The sequence below is a fragment of the Pseudomonas sp. NIBRBAC000502773 genome (genome assembly GCF_006517195.1).
Classification (GTDB): domain Bacteria; phylum Pseudomonadota; class Gammaproteobacteria; order Pseudomonadales; family Pseudomonadaceae; genus Aquipseudomonas; species Aquipseudomonas marginalis.
In genome coordinates, this window is the sequence record NZ_CP041189.1 from 6,289,117 (window position 1) to 6,310,632 (window position 21,516).

General features: G+C 62.7%; 15 protein-coding genes and 1 pseudogene. 7 read left to right on the forward strand and 9 right to left on the reverse strand.

What is annotated here, in order from left to right; genetic code table 11:
- Nucleotides 1-5 precede the first annotated feature (5 nt).
- Both ccoG and NIBR502773_RS28785 read right to left on the reverse strand, forming a co-directional pair.
- Complete coding sequence (ccoG, locus tag NIBR502773_RS28780; RefSeq protein ID WP_141157574.1) at nucleotides 6-1,415, reverse strand: cytochrome c oxidase accessory protein CcoG; 1,410 nt, start codon at nucleotides 1,413-1,415, stop codon at nucleotides 6-8.
- Between the two features lie 184 nt (nucleotides 1,416-1,599).
- Nucleotides 1,600-1,839, reverse strand: coding sequence for a DUF3203 family protein (locus tag NIBR502773_RS28785; RefSeq protein ID WP_115486186.1), 240 nt, complete (start codon nucleotides 1,837-1,839; stop codon nucleotides 1,600-1,602).
- Nucleotides 1,840-1,957: 118 nt separating this feature from the next.
- Between NIBR502773_RS28785 and NIBR502773_RS28790 the strand changes: the two genes are divergently transcribed.
- Nucleotides 1,958-2,449 (forward strand): MgtC/SapB family protein, encoded by a 492-nt coding sequence (locus NIBR502773_RS28790; protein ID WP_115486185.1) that lies wholly within the window; start codon nucleotides 1,958-1,960, stop codon nucleotides 2,447-2,449.
- On the opposite strand, the gene NIBR502773_RS30690 is transcribed toward NIBR502773_RS28790, so the two are convergent.
- Nucleotides 2,427-2,603, reverse strand: a complete 177-nt coding sequence (locus NIBR502773_RS30690; RefSeq protein ID WP_168209022.1) for a hypothetical protein — start codon at nucleotides 2,601-2,603, stop codon at nucleotides 2,427-2,429. The genes NIBR502773_RS28790 and NIBR502773_RS30690 overlap by 23 nt on opposite strands.
- Nucleotides 2,604-2,807: 204 nt before the next feature.
- Between NIBR502773_RS30690 and NIBR502773_RS28795 the strand changes: the two genes are divergently transcribed.
- The 4 genes from NIBR502773_RS28795 to NIBR502773_RS28810 all read left to right on the forward strand — a co-directional run bounded on the left by NIBR502773_RS28795 (nucleotide 2,808) and on the right by NIBR502773_RS28810 (nucleotide 11,752).
- Nucleotides 2,808-4,796 carry an alpha-1,4-glucan--maltose-1-phosphate maltosyltransferase gene (locus tag NIBR502773_RS28795; protein WP_141157575.1) on the forward strand — a complete coding sequence of 663 codons (1,989 nt, stop codon included), beginning with the start codon at nucleotides 2,808-2,810 and terminating at the stop codon, nucleotides 4,794-4,796.
- 156 nt (nucleotides 4,797-4,952) lie between these two features.
- Nucleotides 4,953-8,300 carry a maltose alpha-D-glucosyltransferase gene (treS, locus tag NIBR502773_RS28800; protein ID WP_141157576.1) on the forward strand — a complete coding sequence of 1,116 codons (3,348 nt, stop codon included), beginning with the start codon at nucleotides 4,953-4,955 and terminating at the stop codon, nucleotides 8,298-8,300.
- Nucleotides 8,297-10,534, forward strand: a complete 2,238-nt coding sequence (gene glgB, locus NIBR502773_RS28805; RefSeq protein WP_141157577.1) for a 1,4-alpha-glucan branching protein GlgB — start codon at nucleotides 8,297-8,299, stop codon at nucleotides 10,532-10,534. Before treS ends, glgB begins: the two co-directional genes overlap by 4 nt.
- Before the next feature lie 51 nt (nucleotides 10,535-10,585).
- On the forward strand, nucleotides 10,586-11,752 hold the full coding sequence (locus tag NIBR502773_RS28810) for a diguanylate cyclase (RefSeq protein ID WP_141157578.1): 1,167 nt from the start codon (nucleotides 10,586-10,588) through the stop codon (nucleotides 11,750-11,752).
- Nucleotides 11,753-11,760: 8 nt separating this feature from the next.
- On the opposite strand, the gene NIBR502773_RS28815 is transcribed toward NIBR502773_RS28810, so the two are convergent.
- The 6 genes and pseudogenes from NIBR502773_RS28815 to NIBR502773_RS28840 form a co-directional block, all read right to left on the reverse strand.
- The gene (locus NIBR502773_RS28815) at nucleotides 11,761-13,947 is read right to left on the reverse strand and encodes a GAF domain-containing protein (protein ID WP_141157579.1); all 2,187 of its coding nucleotides are present in this window, start codon (nucleotides 13,945-13,947) and stop codon (nucleotides 11,761-11,763) included.
- Between the two features lie 171 nt (nucleotides 13,948-14,118).
- Nucleotides 14,119-14,970 (reverse strand): annotated as a pseudogene (locus tag NIBR502773_RS28820) (CAP domain-containing protein).
- Between the two features lie 81 nt (nucleotides 14,971-15,051).
- Nucleotides 15,052-16,377, reverse strand: coding sequence for an MFS transporter (locus NIBR502773_RS28825; RefSeq protein WP_141157580.1), 1,326 nt, complete (start codon nucleotides 16,375-16,377; stop codon nucleotides 15,052-15,054).
- Between the two features lie 57 nt (nucleotides 16,378-16,434).
- Nucleotides 16,435-17,628, reverse strand: a complete 1,194-nt coding sequence (gene lhgO / locus NIBR502773_RS28830) for an L-2-hydroxyglutarate oxidase (RefSeq protein ID WP_141157581.1) — start codon at nucleotides 17,626-17,628, stop codon at nucleotides 16,435-16,437.
- 108 nt (nucleotides 17,629-17,736) lie between these two features.
- The gene (locus tag NIBR502773_RS28835) at nucleotides 17,737-18,447 is read right to left on the reverse strand and encodes a FadR/GntR family transcriptional regulator (protein ID WP_092488585.1); all 711 of its coding nucleotides are present in this window, start codon (nucleotides 18,445-18,447) and stop codon (nucleotides 17,737-17,739) included.
- 38 nt (nucleotides 18,448-18,485) lie between these two features.
- A complete protein-coding gene (locus tag NIBR502773_RS28840) occupies nucleotides 18,486-19,709 on the reverse strand; it encodes an MFS transporter (protein WP_141157582.1) in 1,224 nt (407 codons plus the stop codon).
- Nucleotides 19,710-19,822: 113 nt separating this feature from the next.
- Here NIBR502773_RS28840 and NIBR502773_RS28845 point away from each other — a divergent pair, with 113 nt between their 5' ends.
- Nucleotides 19,823-20,707 carry a LysR family transcriptional regulator gene (locus tag NIBR502773_RS28845; RefSeq protein WP_141157583.1) on the forward strand — a complete coding sequence of 295 codons (885 nt, stop codon included), beginning with the start codon at nucleotides 19,823-19,825 and terminating at the stop codon, nucleotides 20,705-20,707.
- 55 nt (nucleotides 20,708-20,762) lie between these two features.
- Nucleotides 20,763-21,428 carry a GNAT family N-acetyltransferase gene (locus NIBR502773_RS28850; RefSeq protein ID WP_141157584.1) on the forward strand — a complete coding sequence of 222 codons (666 nt, stop codon included), beginning with the start codon at nucleotides 20,763-20,765 and terminating at the stop codon, nucleotides 21,426-21,428.
- The last annotated feature ends 88 nt before the right edge of the window (nucleotides 21,429-21,516 follow it).

The following is a 21,516-nucleotide window of genomic DNA, read 5'->3' on the forward strand; positions in this document are numbered from 1 at the left end:
AGGTCTCAGCGGTTCAGTGGTGCCACAAAGCGGCTGTCGGCGGCGCTGTAGATCCACGGCTCGTCCACATCCGAAACCTTGAAGCGCACTGTCTGCGAACTGCTCGCCGGCCTGTCGGCCAGCAACGCTACCGACACCGGCACATCGACGATTTCCCCAGGTGCCAGGCTGATCTCGGTCTTGCCTTGCAGTTGGAAACCCTCTGCATCCAGCAGCTCCACCCGGTATTCCTGGCGCTGCTGTGTCTTGTTGATGACCTTGAGGCTGTAGATGTTTTCGATCTGGCCCTGGGCGTTCTCGCGGAACATGCCACGATCCTTGGTCACGTCCAGCGACACCATTGGCCGCTCCACCAATGCCACCACCAACGCCGCAATCATCACCAGCAGCACCGCACTGTAGCCGATCAGGCGCGGCCTGAGCAGGTGGGTCTTGCCGCCTTGCAATTGATGCTCGGAGGTGTAGCTCACCAAGCCCCGCGCATAGCCCATCTTGTCCATGATCGAATCGCAGGCGTCGATGCACGCCGCGCAGCCGATGCACTCCATTTGCAGGCCGTCGCGGATGTCGATGCCGGTGGGGCAGACCTGTACGCACAGCTGGCAGTCAATACAGTCGCCCAGGCCGACATCGGCCGGCTTGACCTCGCGTTTGCGCGGGCCGCGATGCTCGCCACGGGCGCTATCGTAGGAAATGGTCAGGGTGTCTTTATCGAACATCACGCTCTGGAACCGCGCATACGGACACATGTGCATGCACACCGCTTCACGCAGCCAGCCGGCGTTGATGTAGGTGGCGGCGGTAAAAAACAGCACCCAGAACAGACTCACGCCTCCCATCTGCCAGGTCAGCAGTTCGGCGGCCAGGGGGCGGATCGGGGTGAAGTAGCCGACAAAGGTCAGCCCGGTGAGCACGCTGATGACCAGCCACAACGTGTGTTTGGCCGAGCGCCGCGCGAGTTTGTTCAGGCTCCAGGGCGCCGCTTGCAGCTTGATGCGTTGGTTGCGCTCGCCCTCGGTGACCTTTTCGCACCACATGAACAGCCAGGTAAACGAGCTTTGCGGGCAGGTGTAGCCACACCACACGCGGCCGGCGAACACCGTAATCGCAAACAGGCCGAAGGCACAGATGATCAGCAACGCCGATAACAGGATGAAATCCTGGGGCCAGAAGGTGGCGCCGAAAATATGGAATTTGCTTTCGGCCAAGTCCCACAGCACGGCTTGCCGCCCACCCCAGTTCAGCCACACCGTGCCGAAGAACGCCAGGAACAGAAAGCCCGCGCCAGCCACGCGCAAGGTGCGGAACAGGCCGGTGAAACTGCGGGTATGGATCAGGTTGTCGCTGGATTTGGCCTTCACCTTCTTTGGGGGGATCGGCTCAAAGGTTTCCACGGTTGGGATTCGTTCGCTCATGGTCGTTCGCTCATCAGCCTCCATCAGGCCGATGAACTATGCGCGCCGGTCTGTTTGCGTAACAGACTCAGGTATGGCGATAAAAAGCGGATCAGATGGGCTTTGGCCAGGGGCCTGCGTCAATGTGCTGCACCCCATGGCGCTTGAGGTGCAGCCAGCTCTGGCGCGTGCTGATACAGATCAATTAAATCAGCGAACCAGGTTCTTCAGCCTTTACATGCTGGCGCCCATCATGGGCACCTGCCACCGTCAGGGCGTCGGCCTCGGCTTCGGTGATATAGATCCGCTCGGCCGCCAGTTCCACGTACGACATGGATTTGTCGGTGTCGGTAACGATATTGACCCGGGTTGCCGGCACACTCTGTTCCTGGCCGTTCTCATCGAGCATGAAGTAGCACAAGTGGTTTTCGATACGTATTGTCATGTCGATCTCCTTTTCATGGGCTGTGTAAGGTTAGGGTTCGGCGATGCAGGCGCGTTCAAGGCAACTGACTGGCGGTCGCCGCTGTCCATCCTTTATTCATAAATAAAGGACAGCATCCATGGACGCCTGGTGGCACGAAGTGTGGCAAACCCTGCAGGCCGAATTTGCCGATATCGGCGACGCCCGGCAGCTCACCCAGATCACCGTGCGCCTGGTGATCGCCGCGATCCTGGGCGGCATTCTCGGGTTCGAACGCGAGAGCAAGGGCAAGGCCGCCGGCGTGCGCACCCACATGCTGGTGGCCTTGGGCGCAGCGTTGTTTGTCATGGTGCCGCAGATGTCGGGTAATCAGGCGGATGCCATGAGCCGCGTGGTGCAGGGCGTGATTGCCGGGATTGGGTTCCTGGGCGCCGGCACCATCATCAAGGGCAAGGATGATGACGAGGGGCATGTGAAGGGCCTGACGACGGCTGCCGGTTTGTGGATGACCGCTGCGATTGGGGTCTCGGCCGGATTGGGTCGGGAATCGACAGCGGTACTGAGTACCTTGTTGGCCTTGGCGGTGTTCAGCGTGATGCCAAAAATCGTCAAGCGATTTGAGAGGGACTGACGATCACCGGCGGCATGGTCGTCGGCGGTTCCTCTACCGGTGGCGGTTCATTTTCCGGCGGTTCCTTCTCGGGAATCGGCTCGGGCTCCGTGGGGGGCAAGGTCGGGTTGTCGATATTCGGGTCCGGGGTTTCTGCCGGGATCGGGATATTCATCGGTGTGGCCTCCTTTGTGCTTTGCTCTAGCGGTGGACATCCGCCGGGGCCAATTGATTCCCCGCCCAATGGCGGTACATCCAGCTGAACTTTTAACCTCGGCCCAAGCTCGGACCTATAGCGGCCCTGCTCAGGGAGAGCGCGGCCGTATCGGAATTCGGATCAAGCAAAGAGCGTCCACAGGGCGTAAGGGGAAGATGCTCGATGACTGCTGAAACACTGGCTCCAGAAGACTCCATATTGCCGCTGTCCCAGGCGCTGTTGCTGCCCAGGATCGCGATCGAAAGCACTTCACCCGTGATCGACGGCGGCGAATTTGCCGTCAAGGCTGTGGTAGGCCAACGGGTCAACGTCACCAGCAAGGTATTCGCCGATGGCCACGACAAGCTGGCCGTACTGATCCGCTGGCGCCCGCTGCATGAAGAAAGCTGGCACAGCGTGGTCATGAACGACGTGGGCAACAATGGCTGGGAAGGTGCGTTTACCGTTACCGTCCAGGGCCCTCACGAATACTGCATCGAAGCCTGGATCGATACCTTCGCCAGCTTCTGCTATGAACTGCGCAAAAAACATGAAGCCGGGGTGCCGGTCAGCCTGGAATTGCAGGAAGGCCGCAGCCTGGTGCTGCAGGCCGCCGAACGCAGCGACAACGAACTGCGCGACCGCCTGATGCTGTTGCACCACGAACTCTCCGGTTTGCTGGAAACCGAGCAGGTCGCGCTGTTTTTGCACGAAGACAGTGCACACCTGATGACCCAGGCCGACCACCGCGCCTACTTGAGCATCAGCACCGTCTACCCGATTGATGTGGAGCGCGAGGCGGCGCAGTTTGCCAGTTGGTACGAGCTGTTTCCCCGTTCGATCACCGATGATCCGGCCCGCCACGGTACGTTCAACGACGTGCACTCGCGCCTGTCGATGATCCATGACATGGGCTTCGACGTGCTGTACTTCCCGCCGATCCACCCGATCGGGCGCAGCCACCGCAAAGGCAAGAACAATTCCCTGACCGCAGGCCCCGATGATCCGGGCAGCCCCTATGCCATCGGCAGCGAGGAGGGCGGCCACGAGGCCATCCACCCGCAGTTGGGCAGCCGTGATGACTTCCGGCGCCTGGTCAAGGCCGCCGCCGAGCATGGCCTGGAGATCGCCCTGGATTTCGCCATCCAGTGCTCCCAGGACCACCCGTGGCTCAAAGAGCACCCGGGCTGGTTCAACTGGCGCCCGGACGGCACGATCAAATATGCCGAGAACCCGCCGAAGAAGTACCAGGACATCGTCAACGTCGACTTCTATGCCGCGGATGCGATCCCTGGCCTGTGGACCGAGCTGCGTGACATCGTGGTGGGCTGGGTGGAAGAGGGCGTGAAGACCTTTCGCGTCGACAATCCCCACACCAAGCCGCTGCCCTTTTGGCAGTGGCTGATCGCCGATGTACGGGCAAAGTATCCCGAGGTGATCTTCCTCGCCGAGGCGTTCACCACCCCGGCGATGATGGCGCGCCTGGGCAAGGTCGGTTACTCCCAGAGCTACACCTACTTCACCTGGCGTAATACCAAGGCCGAACTGGCCGAATACCTGGCGCAATTGAACGAGTCGCCGTGGCGCGAATGCTACCGGCCGAACTTCTTCGTCAACACGCCGGATATCAACCCAGGCTTCCTGCATGAGTCCGGGCGCCCAGGTTTCTTGATCCGCGCCGCGCTGGCCACCATGGGTTCGGGCCTGTGGGGCATGTATTCGGGGTTTGAGCTGTGTGAGGCGGCACCGGTGCCGGGCAAAGAGGAATACCTGGACTCGGAGAAATACGAGATTCGCCCTCGGGACTTTACCGCACCCGGCAATATCATCGCCGAGATCGCCCAGCTCAACCGCATCCGCCGCCAAAACCCGGCCTTGCAGACCCACCTGGGGCTGAAGCTCTACAACGCCTGGAACGACAATATCCTGTACTTCGGCAAGCGCAGCGAGGACGGCAGCAACTTCATCCTCGTAGCCGTCAACCTCGACCCGTTCAATGCCCAGGAGGCCCACTTCGAGTTGCCGTTGTGGGAATTGGGCCTGCCGGACGATGCGCACACCCAGGGTGAAGACCTGATGAACGGCCACCGCTGGACCTGGTATGGCAAGACCCAGTGGACGCGGCTGGAGCCGCAGATGCCGTTCGGGATCTGGCGCATCAGAACCTCCTGAGCCTGGTGAAGATCAACATGTGGGAGGGGGCAAGCCCCCGATAGCGGTGTGTCAGCCACTGAATACCCACCTGAAAGACCGCTATCGGGGGCAAGCCCCCTCCCACATTGACCCGGTTCAGTCTGCACGATTTTTCGAGTATTTCAGGAGTTTCCAATGGCGAAGAAACCCAAGGCTGCCACCTTCATCAAAGACCCGCTCTGGTACAAGGACGCGGTGATCTACCAGGTTCACGTCAAATCCTATTTCGACTCCAACAACGACGGCATCGGTGACTTTCCCGGCCTGATCGCCAAGCTCGACTACATCGCCGACCTGGGCGTCAACACCATCTGGCTGCTGCCGTTCTACCCTTCGCCACGCCGCGATGACGGCTATGACATTGCCGAATACCGGGGCGTGCACAGCGACTACGGAACCATGGCCGATGCCCGGCGCTTTATCGCCGAGGCCCACAAGCGCGGGTTGCGGGTCATCACTGAGCTGGTGATCAACCACACCTCCGACCAGCACCCGTGGTTCCAGAGGGCACGCAAGGCCAAGCCGGGTTCGGCGGCGCGGGACTTCTACGTGTGGTCCGATGACGACCAGAAATACGACGGCACTCGCATCATTTTCCTCGACACCGAAAAGTCCAACTGGACCTGGGACCCGGTCGCCGGCCAGTACTTCTGGCACCGTTTTTATTCCCACCAGCCGGACCTCAATTTCGACAACCCGCAGGTGATGAAAGCCGTGCTGTCGGTGATGCGCTACTGGCTGGACATGGGCATCGACGGCCTGCGCCTGGACGCCATCCCTTACCTGATCGAGCGCGATGGCACCAACAACGAAAACCTGCCGGAAACCCACGACGTCCTTAAGCAGATCCGCGCCGAGATCGACGCCCATTACCCCGACCGCATGCTGCTCGCCGAGGCCAACCAATGGCCGGAAGACACGCAACTGTATTTCGGCGACCGCAAGGGCGATGACGGCGACGAATGCCACATGGCGTTTCACTTCCCGCTGATGCCGCGCATGTACATGGCGCTGGCCCAGGAGGATCGCTTCCCGATCACCGATATCCTGCGCCAGACGCCGGAGATCCCCGCCAATTGCCAATGGGCGATCTTCCTGCGCAACCACGATGAGCTGACCCTGGAAATGGTCACCGATAAAGAGCGCGACTACCTGTGGAACTACTACGCCGCTGACCGCCGCGCACGCATCAACCTGGGCATTCGCCGGCGCCTGGCGCCCTTGATGGAGCGTGATCGCCGCCGGGTCGAGTTGCTCAACAGCCTGCTGCTGTCGATGCCCGGCACGCCGACCCTGTATTACGGCGACGAAATCGGCATGGGCGACAATATCTACCTCGGCGACCGCGATGGCGTGCGCACGCCGATGCAATGGTCCATCGACCGCAACGGCGGTTTCTCCCGCGCCGACCCGGCCAGCCTGGTGCTGCCACCGATCATGGATCCGCAATACGGCTACCTGTCGGTCAACGTCGAAACCCAGGCCCAGGACCCGCACTCGCTGTTGAACTGGACCCGCCGCATGCTGGCGGTGCGCAAGCAGTCCAAGGCGTTTGGGCGCGGCAGCCTGAAAATGCTCTCCCCAAGCAATCGCCGCATCCTGGCGTATACCCGCGAATTCACCGGCGAAGACGGGCGCACCGAAATCATCCTGTGCGTGGCCAACGTCTCGCGCAGCGCCCAGGCGGCCGAGCTGGACCTGTCGGCCTTTGCCGGCATGGTCCCGGTGGAGATGCTCGGCGGCAATGCGTTCCCGCCCATCGGCCAATTGAATTTCCTGCTGACCCTGGCGCCGTATGGCTTCTATTGGTTCGTGCTGGCGGCGGAAAACCAGATGCCCAGCTGGCACGTGGAGCCGGTGCAAAGCATGCCGGACTTCACCACCCTGGTGCTGAAAAAACGCATGGAAGAGCTGCTCGACGAACCGTGCCGCACCACCCTCGAACAGACCTCGCTGCCCGCCTGGCTGCCCAAGCGCCGTTGGTTTGCCGGCAAGGACACCGCCATCGACAGCGTGCGCATCGCCTACGGTGTGCGCTTTGGGGACCCGCAGCATCCGGTCTTGCTCAGCGAGCTTGAGGTGACCGCTGGTGGCCAGGTCAGCCGTTATCAGCTGCCGTTCGGTTTTCTTGGCGAAGATCAGTTCACCAGCGCCTTGCCGCAGCAGTTAGCCCTGGCCCGCGTCCGACGGGTGCGCCAGGTGGGATTGGTGACGGATGCCTTCAGTCTGGAGCACTTTATCCGCGCGGTGATCCAAGGCCTGCAGGCCGGTACCGTGTTGAACGGCAGCGACGGCGACCTGCGTTTTGAAGCCACGCCACACTTGGACACGCTGCAACTGACGGACGAGTCGCCGGTGCGTTACTTGTCTGCCGAGCAGTCCAACAGCTCGGTGGTGGTGGGCGAGAGCCTGGTGCTCAAGCTGATCCGCAAAGTCAGCGCCGGGGTGCACCCGGAGCTGGAAATGAGCGCCTACCTGACGCAGGCGGGCTACCCGAATATCTCGCCGCTGATGGGTTCGGTGATTCGCCATGATGGCGCCGGCGAGGACAACCTGCTGATGATCGCCCAGGGCTACTTGAGCAACCAGGGTGACGCCTGGAGCTGGACCCAGAACAACCTGGAACGTGCGATTCGCGATGAACTGGCCGAGGCCATCTCCGAGCAGGAACAGCATTACAACGCATTGGGCGAGCTGGCGGACTTCGCCGGGCTGCTCGGCCAGCGCCTGGGTGAAATGCACGGGGTACTGGGCGCCAAAACGACCAATAAGGACTTCAAGCCCGAACCGACTAGCACTAAGGATACCCAAGCCTGGGCCAAGGACGTTGGCGCGCAGATCGACCGTGCATTGCAATTGCTCAAGCTGCATCAAAGCCAATTGAACCCTGCCGATCAGGCGCTGGTCAGTGAATTGCTGGCGCAGAAAAAAGCCATCGGCGCGCATGTCCAGGCGCTGGCGAAAGCCACCTTGGGCGGGCTGCGCATTCGGGTCCATGGTGACTTGCACCTGGGCCAGGTGCTGGTGGTGAAGGGCGATGCCTACCTGATCGACTTCGAAGGCGAACCCGCGCGGCCGTTGCATGAACGGCGCGGCAAGCACAGCCCGTATAAAGATGTGAGCGGCGTGTTGCGCTCCTTTGACTATGCGGCGGCCATGGCCTTGAACGTACAAGGGGTGGATCACTCGCCCGCAGCGGACCAGGCGCGCAGACGCGTGACCGATCGCTACCTGAAAGAGGCCCGCCAGGCATTTATCCAGGCTTATCAAGCCGCTGCGTCTACACTGGCGCATGACTGGCAGGATGCCAAGGGCCAGGACGCCGCGCTGACGTTGTTCAGCCTGGAGAAGGCCGCGTATGAGGTAGCGTACGAAGCGGAAAACCGCCCGACCTGGTTGCCGGTGCCCTTGCAGGGCTTGCACGGGTTGTTGAGCGGGATTACATCTAAATCGAACACTGCACGCGGTGGGGAGACGTCATGAGCTTTACGAATAAAGAACCGCTGCAACCGAAGTTGACAGCCATGCCGGCGTCCAAGGACGTCGAAGCGCTGGTGCGCGCCGAGCACCACGACCCGTTTTCCATTCTCGGGCCACACGATGACGAGCAGGGCGGCCAATTTATCCGCGCGTTCCTGCCGGAAGCCTTGAGTGTCCAGGTGCTGAGCCGCGATGGCGGTGAACAGATCGGCAGCCTGGATGCGACCCAGGTGCCGGGGCTGTTCGTCGGGCAGTTCAACACCCGCCAGGCGTACTTGCTGAAAATCCAGTGGGCCGGTGGCGAGCAGATCACCGAAGACCCTTACAGCTTCCAGCAACTGTTGCTGGGGGAGATGGACCTGTACCTGTTCGCCGAAGGTAACCACCGTGACCTCAGCAGTTGCCTGGGGGCCCAGGTGACCAGCGTCGATGGCGTAGACGGCGTGCGTTTTGCCGTGTGGGCGCCGAATGCGCGGCGGGTCTCGGTGGTGGGGGACTTCAATATCTGGGACGGCCGCCGCCACCCGATGCGCCTGCGGCATCCGTCGGGCGTGTGGGAAATCTTCATTCCACGCCTGCAACCTGGCGCCGCCTACAAGTACGAAATCCTCGGCGCCCACGGGATTCTGCCGCTCAAGGCCGACCCGATGGCGCTGGCGACCCAGTTGCCACCCGATACCGCCTCGAAAGTCGCCGCGCCGTTGCAGGTGGACTGGCAGGACCATGAGTGGATGCAAGCGCGGGTCGAGCGCCAGAAGGCCACGGCGCCGCTGTCGATCTACGAGCTGCACGTGGGCTCCTGGCAGTGCGAGCTGGACGAGGCCGGCGAAGTGGCGCGCCAGTACACCTGGCGCGAGCTGGCGGAGCGGTTGGTGCCGTATGTGCAGCAACTGGGCTTCACCCACGTCGAATTGATGCCGATCATGGAACACCCGTTCGGCGGTTCGTGGGGTTACCAGGCGCTGTCGCAGTTCGCACCGACGGCGCGTTTTGGTTCGCCGGAAGATTTCGCCTATTTCGTCAACGCACTCCATCAGGCCGATATCGGCGTGATCCTCGACTGGGTGCCGGCTCATTTCCCCACCGACACCCACGGCCTGGCGCAATTCGATGGCACTGCGTTGTACGAATACGCCAACCCGCTGGAAGGCTTCCACCAGGACTGGGACACGCTGATCTACAACCTGGGCCGCACTGAGGTCCACGGCTTCATGCTGGCCTCGGCGCTGCATTGGCTCAAACACTTCCACATTGACGGGCTGCGCGTGGATGCGGTGGCGTCGATGCTGTACCGCGACTATTCGCGCAAGGCCGGCGAATGGGTGCCCAACCGCCATGGCGGGCGCGAGAACCTGGAAGCCATCGACTTCCTGCGCCACTTGAACGACGTGGTAGCACTGGAGGCGCCCGGCGCGCTGGTGATCGCCGAAGAGTCCACCGCCTGGCCCGGCGTCAGCCAGCCCACCCAACAGGGCGGCCTGGGCTTCAACTACAAGTGGAACATGGGCTGGATGCACGATTCTTTGCATTACATCCAGCAAGACCCGGTCTACCGCGCCCACCACCATAACGAGCTGAGCTTCGGCCTGGTGTATGCGTGGTCCGAGCGTTTCATCCTGCCGATTTCCCACGATGAAGTGGTGCACGGCAAGCATTCGCTGATCGACAAGATGCCCGGCGACCGCTGGCAGAAGTTTGCCAACCTGCGTGCCTACCTGACGTTCATGTGGATGCATCCGGGCAAGAAGCTGCTGTTCATGGGCTGCGAATTCGGCCAGTGGCGCGAGTGGAACCACGACCAGCAACTGGACTGGTACTTGCTGCAGTACGCCGAGCACAAAGGCGTGCAAAAGCTGGTGGGTGACTTGAACCGCCTGTATCGCGAAGAGCCGGCCCTGCACGAGCAGGATGATGCGCCCCAGGGTTTCCAGTGGCTGATCGGCGACGACGCGATCAACAGCGTCTACGCCTGGCTGCGCTGGAGCAAGGACGGCAAGCCGGTGCTGGTGGTGGCCAATTTCACCCCGGTGCCCCGTGAGGCCTACAAGGTGGGCGTACCGTTCGGTGGGCGTTGGAGCGAGGTAATCAACAGCGACGCCGACACCTATGCGGGTTCCAATTATGGCAATGGTGGTGGCGTGTTCACCGAGGATGAGCCACGCCATGGGCAACCGGTGTCGCTGTCGTTGAACCTGCCACCGTTGGGGGTGCTGATTTTGCGGCCTGAGGCGAGTTAAAGGCTCTACCTTGCTGGATTCAGTTGTCCACGCTGCTGGCAGGGTGCCACAATGGCGCCTTTGTCATGGCAGTCGAATCGAGCACATTTCATGAATGGCCTTGGGCATGGGCAGGACCAGGATTGCTTTATAGAGGCACAGGTGCGAACCGACCGTTTGCACCAATTGTTTCGCCAGTCATTTGCAGCCATTTTCGGCAGCTACATGGCGGCCGCCATGCTCTGCTGGCTGTGCTGGGAGCGTTTTGATCACACGTCCATGCTGGTGTGGCTGGTGCTGCTGGGTGCCTCGTCGCTGCTGCGGGTCAAGATGTTCCTGGACTGGTTCCGCTGCCCCAACAGCGAACGCACCCCGGACCGCTGGGAGCGCCGCTACTGGGTCACGCTGGTGCTGTCCGCGAGCATTTGGGGGGCTGGGGCACTCGCGCTGATGCCCCCTGATGATCGGTTGTCCCAGGCGCTGGTGATGCTGTTCACCGTGGGGATGTCGGTCAGTGCGGTGTCGTGTTATTCGGCCTATCGCTATATGACCCTGGTGTCCATCGGCCTGGTGTTGCTGCCGTGCACCCTGTGGCTGTTGTTCCAGCCGACATCGATGCAAGTGGGCATCGGCATCGCGGTCCTGGTGTTTTCCACGTTTGTGGCCAGTGCCACGCGCAAGTTGTCCGATGCACTGGAGAAAGCCTTTCGCCTGACCCGGCAAATGGAGCGCGCCCACAACATCTCGACCCGTGCCGCGCAGACCGATGAGCTGACCGGCCTGATGAACCGCCGGGCATTTTTCGAACATGCGCAATTGCTGTATGCGCAATGCCGTCATAACCAGCAGCCGCTGTGCGCGCTGATGATGGACATGGACCACTTCAAGCAAATCAACGACACCTATGGGCACCAGGCCGGCGATCAGGTGTTACGCCAGATTGGCGGGGTGATCAGTGCGTCGTTCCGCAAGGCCGATGTGTATGGCCGCCTGGGCGGCGAAGAGTTTGCGGTGTTGTTGCCCAATACGTCGTTGGACACCGCGCGCACTATTGCCGAGGACCTGATCAAGGCTATCGCCGGTTTGGCCGCCGAGCCGGTCAAGGGGCTGTCAGCCAGCCTTGGGGTGGCGTTCACCCATGCCGTGGACGAGGACCTGCACGGCCTGATGAACAGCGCCGACAAAGCGCTGTACCGGGCCAAGGCGCTGGGCCGCAACCAGGTGGCCGTGGCGGAGTAGGGCGCGGCTCAGTCCTTGTGCATGGCCTTGATCAATACCCGCGAAACCTGCTCGGCAGAGTAAGGCTTGGGCAGGAACTCGAAGCCGTCATAGCCATTGTCTGCCAGCTCTTCGCTGTAGCCCGAGGTCAGTATCACCGGCAGGTCCGCTCGACGCTGGCGCAGCAGCTTGGCCATGGCGACGCCGGTGATACCGGGCATGACCACGTCGGAGAAGATCACATCGAAGGCCCTGCCATCGTGCCCGGCAAGGGTCAGGGCCTGTTCGGCATCGGTCACCCAGGTGGCCTGGTAGCCCAGGTCTTGAAGAATCTGGCTGGCAAACCGCCCGATCTCCAGGTTGTCCTCCACAATCAGCACCCGGCACTGTGAGGTGTCGTGGGACGAAGCCGGTGTTTCCTCGCAGGGGGGTGGCAGCGCTGCTTCGGCTTCGACCTGGGGCAGATACAAGGTGAATACGCTGCCTTGGCCGGGCGTGCTGGTCACATCGATATTGCCCCCCGACTGCTTGGCGAAGCCGAAGACTTGCGACAGGCCCAGGCCGGTGCCTTTACCCACCGCCTTGGTGGTGAAGAACGGCTCGAAAATGCGTTCGACGGTGTCTTCGGGAATGCCGGGGCCGGTATCGGCGAGCGAAATGGCGACATACGCCTTACCCGACCCGGCGTCGCCGCGAATGTGGGGCAACGGCTGTGCCCCGAGGACTTTCAGGGTCAGGGTGCCCTGGCCCTCCATTGCGTCCCGTGCATTGAGGGCGATGTTGATCAGTGCGGTTTCAAACTGGCTGGCATCGATCCGCGCGAAACACGGCTGCGAAGGCATCTCGACGCGCACATGAATGCGCGCGCCCGTGACGCTCTCCAGCATCTCGCCGATGTTCTGTACGCGCTGGCCCACATCGAAGACTTCCGGGTTCAGTGGTTGGCGACGGGCAAAGGCGAGCAATTGGCTGGTCAACTTGCTGGCCCGCTCTACGGTATCCGCCACCGCGCCCATATAGCGCTGGCGACGCTGTTCCGACAGGTCTGGCTGACGCAGGAAGTCCACCGATGAGCGAATGATGGTCAGCAGGTTGTTGAAGTCATGGGCCACGCCGCCGGTGAGTTGGCCGATGGCTTCGAGTTTCTGCGACTGGCGCAGTGCGGCTTCGGCCTTGGCCAGCGCCAGGGTGCGTTCTTCGACGCGCTGTTCGAGAGTGGTGTTCAGTTCGGCATAGGCCGCCAGGCCCTTGCGCACATCGGCATCGGCACGCACGCGCTCGATATGCGCCCAGGAGCGCTCGGTGACTTCCCGCAACAGGGCCAGGTCGTATGGGGACCAGGGGCGTGGTTTTTTGTCATGGACGGCCATCAGGGCCGTCAGGCGACCGTTCTTGATCAGCGGCATGCAGATCGTCGCCGTCACCCCCAGGGCCTGGAAGGTGGCGGACTCTGCGGGCGGCAACTCGCGCAGATTGTCGTGGATCACCAGGGGCTCGCCGGCGCGCAGGCAGTTGACGGCCATCTCGCCGAACGCCGCCAGGCTGTAGCGGCCGATGATGCTGGGCGAGCCGGGCGCGGTCCAATTGTCTCGAATGGTAAAGCCGTCCTCATCGGCGTCCATGTCGGCGTAGGCGCAATTGCTCACCTGCAGGTGTTCGGCCAGCAACCGGGTGGTGCTGGTCATGATGGCTTCGGCATCGGCGGCGTTGGCCACCGCGTTGCCGATGGCGTCCAGCACCGCCAGGCGGCGTGCCAGGAACACCGTGGCGGTGGTCTCGGTGACGGTGTCGAGCATGCCGACCACCTTGCCTTGGGGATCGCGGATCGGGCTGTAGCAGAAGGTGAAGTACGCCTGCTCCCGCCTCGGGCCGCGTTCAATCACCAGGGGAAAGTTTTCGATATAGGTGGCGTGGCCCTCGAAGGCGGCGTTGGCGATAGGGCTGACGTCATCCCACACCTCGGCCCACACTTCGTTGAACGGGCGCCCCAACGCGTAGGGCTTGCTGCCCAGGATCGGGATAAACGCATCGTTGTAGAGCGTGATCAGCTGCGGACCCCAGACAATCGCCTGGGGAAAGCTCGACGCGAAACACAGCGCGACCGTCGTCTTCAAAACGTCTGGCCACTGCTCCAATGGACCGAGAGGTGAATTGGCCCAATCATGCTGGCGCACCTGTTCGGCCATGTCGCTGCTGCTTTGCAGCCAATTCATCATTCGGGAAACACCTTGTTTTTCAGAATCTTCGGCGCGCCTGTCAGGATCCGGCGCAAAGCTACAGACCCGCTTGAGCGCTACCAGTTCAGCCGAATTATCCGATAGATGGCAATTTGATTCTCCGCTCGTTTGAATAGCCCGAGTTCAGCGCTATCGGACGATTACCCCACCTTATTGCGCGCCGAATAAACCCGTCCAGTAAATGCCCGCGTCACTCTTCGGGTCCATGGCATAGGCTGCGCCCAATTCGCGAAATTGCGGGTTCATCAGGTTGGCGCAATGACCCGGGCTGGCGAGCCAGCCGTCGACCACCTTGCGCGGGGTGTCCAGGCCGGCGGCGATGTTTTCGCCGATGTTCTTCGCGATATACCCGGCCAGTTCGGCGCGGTCGCCAGGCGTGCGGCCGTCGTGGTCCAGGTGGTCGAAGAAATTGCCGTTGGCCATGTTGCGCGTATGGCTGTTGGCGGCCCCGGCCAACGCCTCGTTCCACGACAATGGTGTGGTCGCGGTAAACGCCTGGGTGCCGCACTGGCGCGGTTGTGTACGGGCGGCATTGATCAGGTCGAGCAGCTTGCGGCCTTCGGTTTGCCAATCGCCCAGGCCGCTGGATAGCAACGGGCGGGCCAGCACGATGCGCCAGTCCTAGCCGCTGTTGCTCACGCCGATGTCGACGAATTGCGGGTCCAGCACCACCCGGCAGAAACTCTCGCGCACGGCTTTCATGGCTGCCTGGGCGTCCTTGGGCCCGGACAGGCTGATGGCCTGCACATTGACCATCGGGTAAGCGGCCCGGGCCAGGGCCTGCTGCAGGTCGCCGACGTTACTGGCCGGCAGCACCAGCCGTGTATCGTTGGCCAGCGGTGGCAGTTCCTGGGAACCCTGGTCGCCGCAGCGCTGCACCTGGCTGCGGTACTCGTTGATCTGTTGCACCAACTGACTTTCTTCATTCGCCATCGCGCTGGCGCAGAACACCGTACTGGCGGCCAGCGTCGTAAGACCCATCATCAATGACAGAACGCGCATGGACGTTACCCTTGAGCTTGAAAGTGCCCATGATGCGCGATGTGGGTGCGTCCATGCACCCGTTGGTCCGAACTTTTTTGCTCAGTTCTTGAATGCAGAGTGTTTGCGGCCCTGGTCGCACAAGGCAAACACCACCACCAGCAGCGCGGATATGCCGAGGATGATCACCACGCCATCGGTGGAGTGGGTGGCCGATGCCGCCACCATCGACAGGGCGCCCAGCGGCGCCAGGCCACCGGCGATGGCCGTGCCGATTTCGCGCCCGGTGCCGAAGCCCGAAGAGCGGGTCTGGGTCGGGAACTGGCGGCTGAGGAACGAACCCTGTGGGGCAAACATCATCGGCGCCAGGATGCCGGTACCTACGCCGATGGCGATGTAGATCATCAGGCTTTCGCCGGTATTGAGCAGGGCCAGGAACGGGTAGGCGAACAGCAGCGAGCAGACCCCACCGAGGATCAGCACAAGCTTGCTGCTCCACTTGTCGCAGAGCCAGCCGAAACACGGCACGGCGACGATGGCGATCAGGCTGGCGATGGTCACCGACAGCGAGGTGACGTGTACATCCACGCCTTTGAACTGGGTCAGGTAGGCCAGGGAGAAGGTCTTGAAGATGTAGCTCAGGGCGTTGTAGCCAATGGCCACGAAGAACACCACGGCGAGGCCCTTCAGGTCGTTCTTGAACAAGGCTTTCAGGGGCGAAGCCTTGGCCTTGGCGGCTGCTTTGGTCAGTTCTTTGAACTCGGGGGTTTCCGGAATGCTGTTACGCACCCACAGGCCGACGCCGACCAGGACGATGCTGCAGATAAACGGAATGCGCCAGCCACCGGCCAGGAGGAACTCATTACCGTTGATGGTCAGCAGGTACACGGTAAGCGACGACAGCAACAGGCCCAGGTTCAGGCCCAGTGCGGGCCACGCACCCTGGCTGCCGCGCTTGCCCTGGGCGGCGTGTTCGTAGGAGGTGACTGCCGCCCCCGACAGCTCGGCACCGGCGCCCAGGCCCTGGATGATGCGGATGAACACCAGCACGATCGGTGCCCAGATGCCGATGGAGGCGTAGCTGGGGATCAGGCCGATCAGCGTGGTGCACACGCCCATCAGGCAGAAGGTCAGCACCAGTACCTGTTTGCGCCCGAACTTGTCGCCCAGGTAGCCAAACAGGATGCCGCCGAACGGGCGTGCAATAAAGCCGATGGCGAAGGTGGAGAAGGCCATCAGCGTGGCTGCCTTCGGATCGCTGTTATCGAAGAAGATCTTCGAGAACACAATGGCCGCCATGGTGGCGTACAGGTAAAAGTCGTACCACTCCAACATCGAGCCAAAGATGGTTGCCGCTGCGACTTTGCGCAGGCGTTTGCGCGTTTGCTCGGGCGTTTCGGTGCCGGAGAGGGGGGCGGATGCCGTCATGCTGTACTTCCTTCTGGGTCTTTGTAGTTATTGTCAAATGGACGTGTGGTGCGGGGGTTACTCGGGCGTGAACAGGCGGTCGGCGATCATCGCGCCGATCGGCATGGCTGATGTGGCGGCCGGCGAAGGCGCGTTGCAGACGTGGAGCATTCGCGGGGTCTGGGCGAACAGGAAATCGTGCACCAGGCTGCCGTCGCGCATCACGGCCTGGGCGCGGATGCCGGCTTCGTAGGGCAGCAGGTCGTCGAGGTTCAGCGACGGGCAATACTTGCGGCATTGCTCCAAATAGCCGGACTTGAACAGCGAATTCTTCATCTCGGTGGTGCCTGAACCGAGGTTTTGCCAAAGGGTTTTCCAGAAGCCGGGGAAGCTGGCGTACTGCGCCACGTCGCGCCAGTTGACCGAGAACTTGCGGTAGTTCTCGCGACCCAGGCCCAGTACGGCATTCGGGCCGACGGTCACGCTGCCGTCGATCATGCGCGTGAGGTGCACGCCGAGGAACGGCAGCTGCGGGTCTGGAATCGGGTAGATCAGGTGGTTGACGATGTTGTTCTTGGCGGCCGGCAGGCGGAAGTACTCGCCGCGAAACGGGATGATCTGGTGGTCGATCTTTACCCCGGCCAGCCGCGCCAGACGGTCCGACTGCAGCCCGGCGCAGACCACCAGGTGGCGCGCCTGCCATGTTTCGCCGTGGGTGTTGATGGTGACGTGATCGCTGCTTTCGCGGATGCCGGTGACGGTGCGCTCCAGGCAGATCTCGCCACCGCTGCGGCGGATCACTCGGGCCATGGTCTCGCACACCTGGCGATAATCGACGATGCCGGTGGCGTCCAGGAACAGCCCGCCCAGGCCGACGATGTTCGGTTCACGCTGGCGCAATTGGTCGGCATCCAGGCGTTCGACCTGCATGCCGTTGAGTTGGGCGCGGGCATACAGCGCTTCCATTCGCTGCATTTCCAGGGGGCTTGAGGCCACCAGCAGCTTGCCGCAGACCTCGAACTTGATGCCGTGCTCGGTACAGAACTGCTTGGTGGCTTCGGCGCCGCGCTTGCACAGGTCGGCCTTGAGGCTGCCGGGTGCGTAGTAGATGCCAGCGTGGATCACGCCGCTGTTGTGGCCGGTCTGGTGCCTGGCCAGCACCGGTTCTTTCTCGAGGATCACCAGGGACGCGCCGGGCTGGCGCTTGAGCAGTGCCATTGCGGTGGCGAGGCCGACGATGCCGCCGCCGATAATGCAAAAGTCGTGAATCATTGCGGGTACCTAGGGCTGTCCATTTTGGTCTGCTTATCAGGTTGTCAGACTAATGGTTTTGTTAAAAAAATGGCGTGTCCGGGACACGCTTCAAACGGGTGAAATCCTTCAGTGCTTGGCGGGCAACTCCAGGCTCAGGCGCCGCGCCGCCGCACGCAGGTGGGCCTCGGCGTTGGCGGCGGCGCGCTGGGCGTCACCGTCGGCAATGGCCTGGTAAAGCAGTTGGTGTTCCTGGGTGGCATCGGCAGAACCGGTCACAAAGCGTGACGCGGAGTTTTCCCAGGCGGTCTTGCGCGCGCTGGCCAGTTGGCTGCGCAGGAAGTCATGGAAGGCTACGAAGTAGTCATTCTTGCTCGCGTCAGCGATGGCCCGGTGGAATTCCACGTCGGCCAGGGCGGCGGCTTCGAAGTTGTCGCGGTTGTCCTGCATGTCCTGCAAGGCGCTTTTCATGCGTACCAGATCGGCGTCATCGCGGCGCTGGGCGGCAATCGCGGCGGCCTGGGTCTCGATCCACAGGCGCACTTCAAACATCTGCGCCAGGTCGGGGCGCCGTCCGTTCGGCAGGGGAAAGCGGAATACCGTGCCGGCAGGCGTCTGGGAAATGAACGAGCCCAAGCCCCGGCGCGCGGTGATGACACCGTCGGCCTTGAGCTGGGCAATGGCCTCGCGCACCACGGAACGGCTGACGTTGAGCTGTTCGGCCAGTTGCTGTTCGGTGGGCAGGCGCGATTCGGGCGGTAGCTCGCCGGCGTCGATTTCTGCGCGGATCGCACTGACAACCCGCACGACAAGCGAATCGGGACGTTGAAGCTCAAGCATGGGACAACCTTGGTGATCAGGTTGTCAGACAATAGTCGTTACGATTTTAGCTTGTCAATGTTTGCGTGCTGCTGGCTGTCCACGTGGCCCCTTGCGATGGCCAGGGCGAGCAGGATCAAACCGGCGGCGACGCCAAAGGTTGTGTGCAGGCCATCTGCGACTGATTGCGGGGTGCCATGGGTGACATCAGGGGGTGCCCAGGCGAACACCGTGCCCAGTGCCGATGCGCCGCCAATCAGCCCGAGGTTGCGCGACAGGTTCAGCCAACCCGAGAGCGTGCCTCGGTTGGTGCCCCGTGCGGCTTTCATCACGGCGGTGTTGTTGGCGGTCTGGAACAGGCTGTAGCCCGCCGTCAGGATCACCAGCGAACCCAGGTAGGCCGGCAGTCCTGAGGCCAGCGCCAGCAGCAGCGCACCGCCGAGCAGGGTGCCCAGCCCCGCGAAGGTCGTGTGCCGGCTGCCCAGGCGGTCGGTGAGGCGACCCGCCGGTACGCCGGTCAGCGCCGCGACACACGGCCCGACCGCCATGGCCAGGCCCATCCATTCAGGCGCGAGCCCCAGGCCTTGGGACAGATAGAACGGCCCGACCACAAAGGTGGCCATGATCACCGCGCTGACCAACGCGCTCATGACCAGGCGACTGCGCAACGAAGCGTCCTCCAGGGCGCGCCAGAACCCGGCCTGTGCAGGCAATCGCCCGTTGCGGCGATCAAGGGGCAAACAGCGCCAGGCAAGGACGAAGGCCGCTAACCCCAGGGGCGCACCCGCCAGAAACAGGGCCCGCCAACCCCATAGGCTCACTAACCCCCCACCGACACTCGGCCCCAGCGCCGTGCCGACTGCCGACAGCGTGCCCAGCAGGCCCATTGCGCGGCCGGTACGCTCCGGAGGCACCGTATCACCGACCATTCCCAGGGCCATGGCCATCATCACGGCGGCACCGAGCCCTTGCAGCGCGCGTGCGGCAATCAGCCCATTCAATGTCGGCGCCGCACTGCACAGCCCGCATGCCAGCGCGAACAGCAATAACCCGACGAGCAACAGCCGACGCCGGCCCAGGCGGTCGCCCAGGCGGCCCGCACTCACGATCACCAGCGTGATCGCCATCAGGTAGGCCAGCACCACCCACTGCACGGCATGAAACGACGCATCGAATGCCTTTACCAGGCTGGGCAGGCCGACATTGGCGATGCTGGTGCCGAGGGCGGCGAGCAACATGGACAGCGACAGGCTGGCAAGGCCGCCGCGTGAAGACGTATGCATGGAAGATTCCTTGGGTGGACGCAACTGTCACAAATCTACGGCCTTGCCTAACATGGCGGAAGACGCAAGGTTTGCAGTTAATACCTGCGTCAAACGCCTGCTAAGGAGCGCCCATGCCCGACTTTAATCTGCTGATCACCCTGGATGTCTTGCTGGCCGAAGGCAGTGTCGCCCGAGCGGCCAAGCGCTTGCAGTTGAGCCCCTCGGCCATGAGCCGGGCGCTGGCGCGCTTGCGCGAGACCACCGGCGATCCGCTGTTGGTCCGCGCCGGGCGCGGGCTGGTACCGACGCCGCGGGCGCAGGCATTGCGTGAGCAGGTCAGCCGCCTGGTGCAGGACGCCCATGCGGTGCTGCGCCCGGCACACGCCCTGGACCTGGCCCAGGTGGAGCGCACCTTCACCCTGCGCACCAGTGAAGAGTTCGTCGAAAACTTCGGTCCCGCGTTACTGGCGCGCATCGCACGGGACGCGCCTGGTGTACGCCTGCGTTTCGTCAGCAAGACCGACAAGGACAGCACGTTGCTGCGCGAAGGCAGCGTCGACCTGGAGACCGGTGTGGTCGACCCCAACGCCAGCCCCGAAGTGCTGACCCAGGCGCTGTTTCGCGACCGTTTGATTGGCGTGGTGCGCAGCGGCCATCCCTTGAGCAAGGGCGACATCAGTGCCGAGCGGTTTGCCCAGGGGCGGCACGTCTACGTCTCGCGGCGCGGGCAGGAGCGCGGCCAGATCGACGATGGGCTTGACGCCCTGGGCTTGACGCGGCAGATCGGCACCATCGTCGCCGGGTTCGCCACGGCCATCGCCCTGGCCCGCGACACCGACCTGATTGCCAGCGTGCCCGAACGCTACACCGCCCATCAGCGCGAAGGCCTGTACAGCTTTGCGTTGCCGTTGACGCTGGCACCGTTCACCGTGGCGATGCTCTGGCATCCGCGGCTGGATGCCGACCTGGCCCACCGCTGGTTGCGCGGGTGCGTGCGTGAGGTGTGCGGGCACTGAACGGCCTGCAACAGGTACAATCGCCGCTGCCTTGACGCGAAACCCAGGAATCTGCATGTTCAGCCTTACCCGCTACACCACTCCGTGCCCCGAGCCCATCAATGCCCAGATCCTGCAGATGGTGGTGGACAACCTCACCGACATCAGCAGCGTCGCGCTGCCGCCGAGCAACCTGCTCTACAACATTTACCAATACGCCATCGGCTTTGAGGTGCACCTGTACCTGGAGGCAGTGGGCGGGTCGAAGGGGATTGCCGTTGAGTTGATCGTGGCGATGCTCGAGGAGCAGGTGATTGGCTTTTGCCTGTACCTGCCGGTGAAAGATGATCCTGAAGCCTGTGGCATCGCCTTTATGGCGGTGCAGGCCGGTTTCCGGCGCCAGGGTGTGGCGCGCGGGATGATGGCGGACGTGCTGGCGCGCTATCCCCATGCCGAGTTGGCCTGTGCCGTGGAGAAGGTAGCGGTCTTCGAGGCCATGGGGTTTCAAGTGCGGGGTGCGCGGGGCACCCAGGTGTTGATGAATACCCGGGACTACGGCACCGATGGCTTGATGGGCGTGTTGGATGTGGCGGCGATCTACAGTTCGCTGGAGGTACGCCAGATCCATACCTACCTGCTGCAAAAACACGGCAAGCGGGCGATGGTGGATGCCGAGAAACAGCGTGATCGGCACCTCGATCAACTGGCCCGCAAGGTCCAGCTGTTTGTGGCAGGGCGTTAGCCTGGCCTGGTTGGCTTTTTTTGTGGTGAGCGGGCTTCTGTGGTGAGCTTGCCTCTGTGGTGGGCGGGCTTGTTGTGGTGAGCGGGCT

Coding starts and splice junctions, on each gene's coding strand:
- ccoG (WP_141157574.1), bottom strand. CDS start 1,415: ATGAGCGAACGAATCCCAACCGTGGAAACCTTTGAGCCGATCCCCCCA.
- NIBR502773_RS28785 (WP_115486186.1), bottom strand. CDS start 1,839: ATGACAATACGTATCGAAAACCACTTGTGCTACTTCATGCTCGATGAG.
- NIBR502773_RS28790 (WP_115486185.1), top strand. CDS start 1,958: ATGGACGCCTGGTGGCACGAAGTGTGGCAAACCCTGCAGGCCGAATTT.
- NIBR502773_RS30690 (WP_168209022.1), bottom strand. CDS start 2,603: ATGAATATCCCGATCCCGGCAGAAACCCCGGACCCGAATATCGACAAC.
- NIBR502773_RS28795 (WP_141157575.1), top strand. CDS start 2,808: ATGACTGCTGAAACACTGGCTCCAGAAGACTCCATATTGCCGCTGTCC.
- treS (WP_141157576.1), top strand. CDS start 4,953: ATGGCGAAGAAACCCAAGGCTGCCACCTTCATCAAAGACCCGCTCTGG.
- glgB (WP_141157577.1), top strand. CDS start 8,297: ATGAGCTTTACGAATAAAGAACCGCTGCAACCGAAGTTGACAGCCATG.
- NIBR502773_RS28810 (WP_141157578.1), top strand. CDS start 10,586: ATGGCGCCTTTGTCATGGCAGTCGAATCGAGCACATTTCATGAATGGC.
- NIBR502773_RS28815 (WP_141157579.1), bottom strand. CDS start 13,947: ATGATGAATTGGCTGCAAAGCAGCAGCGACATGGCCGAACAGGTGCGC.
- NIBR502773_RS28825 (WP_141157580.1), bottom strand. CDS start 16,377: ATGACGGCATCCGCCCCCCTCTCCGGCACCGAAACGCCCGAGCAAACG.
- lhgO (WP_141157581.1), bottom strand. CDS start 17,628: ATGATTCACGACTTTTGCATTATCGGCGGCGGCATCGTCGGCCTCGCC.
- NIBR502773_RS28835 (WP_092488585.1), bottom strand. CDS start 18,447: ATGCTTGAGCTTCAACGTCCCGATTCGCTTGTCGTGCGGGTTGTCAGT.
- NIBR502773_RS28840 (WP_141157582.1), bottom strand. CDS start 19,709: ATGCATACGTCTTCACGCGGCGGCCTTGCCAGCCTGTCGCTGTCCATG.
- NIBR502773_RS28845 (WP_141157583.1), top strand. CDS start 19,823: ATGCCCGACTTTAATCTGCTGATCACCCTGGATGTCTTGCTGGCCGAA.
- NIBR502773_RS28850 (WP_141157584.1), top strand. CDS start 20,763: ATGTTCAGCCTTACCCGCTACACCACTCCGTGCCCCGAGCCCATCAAT.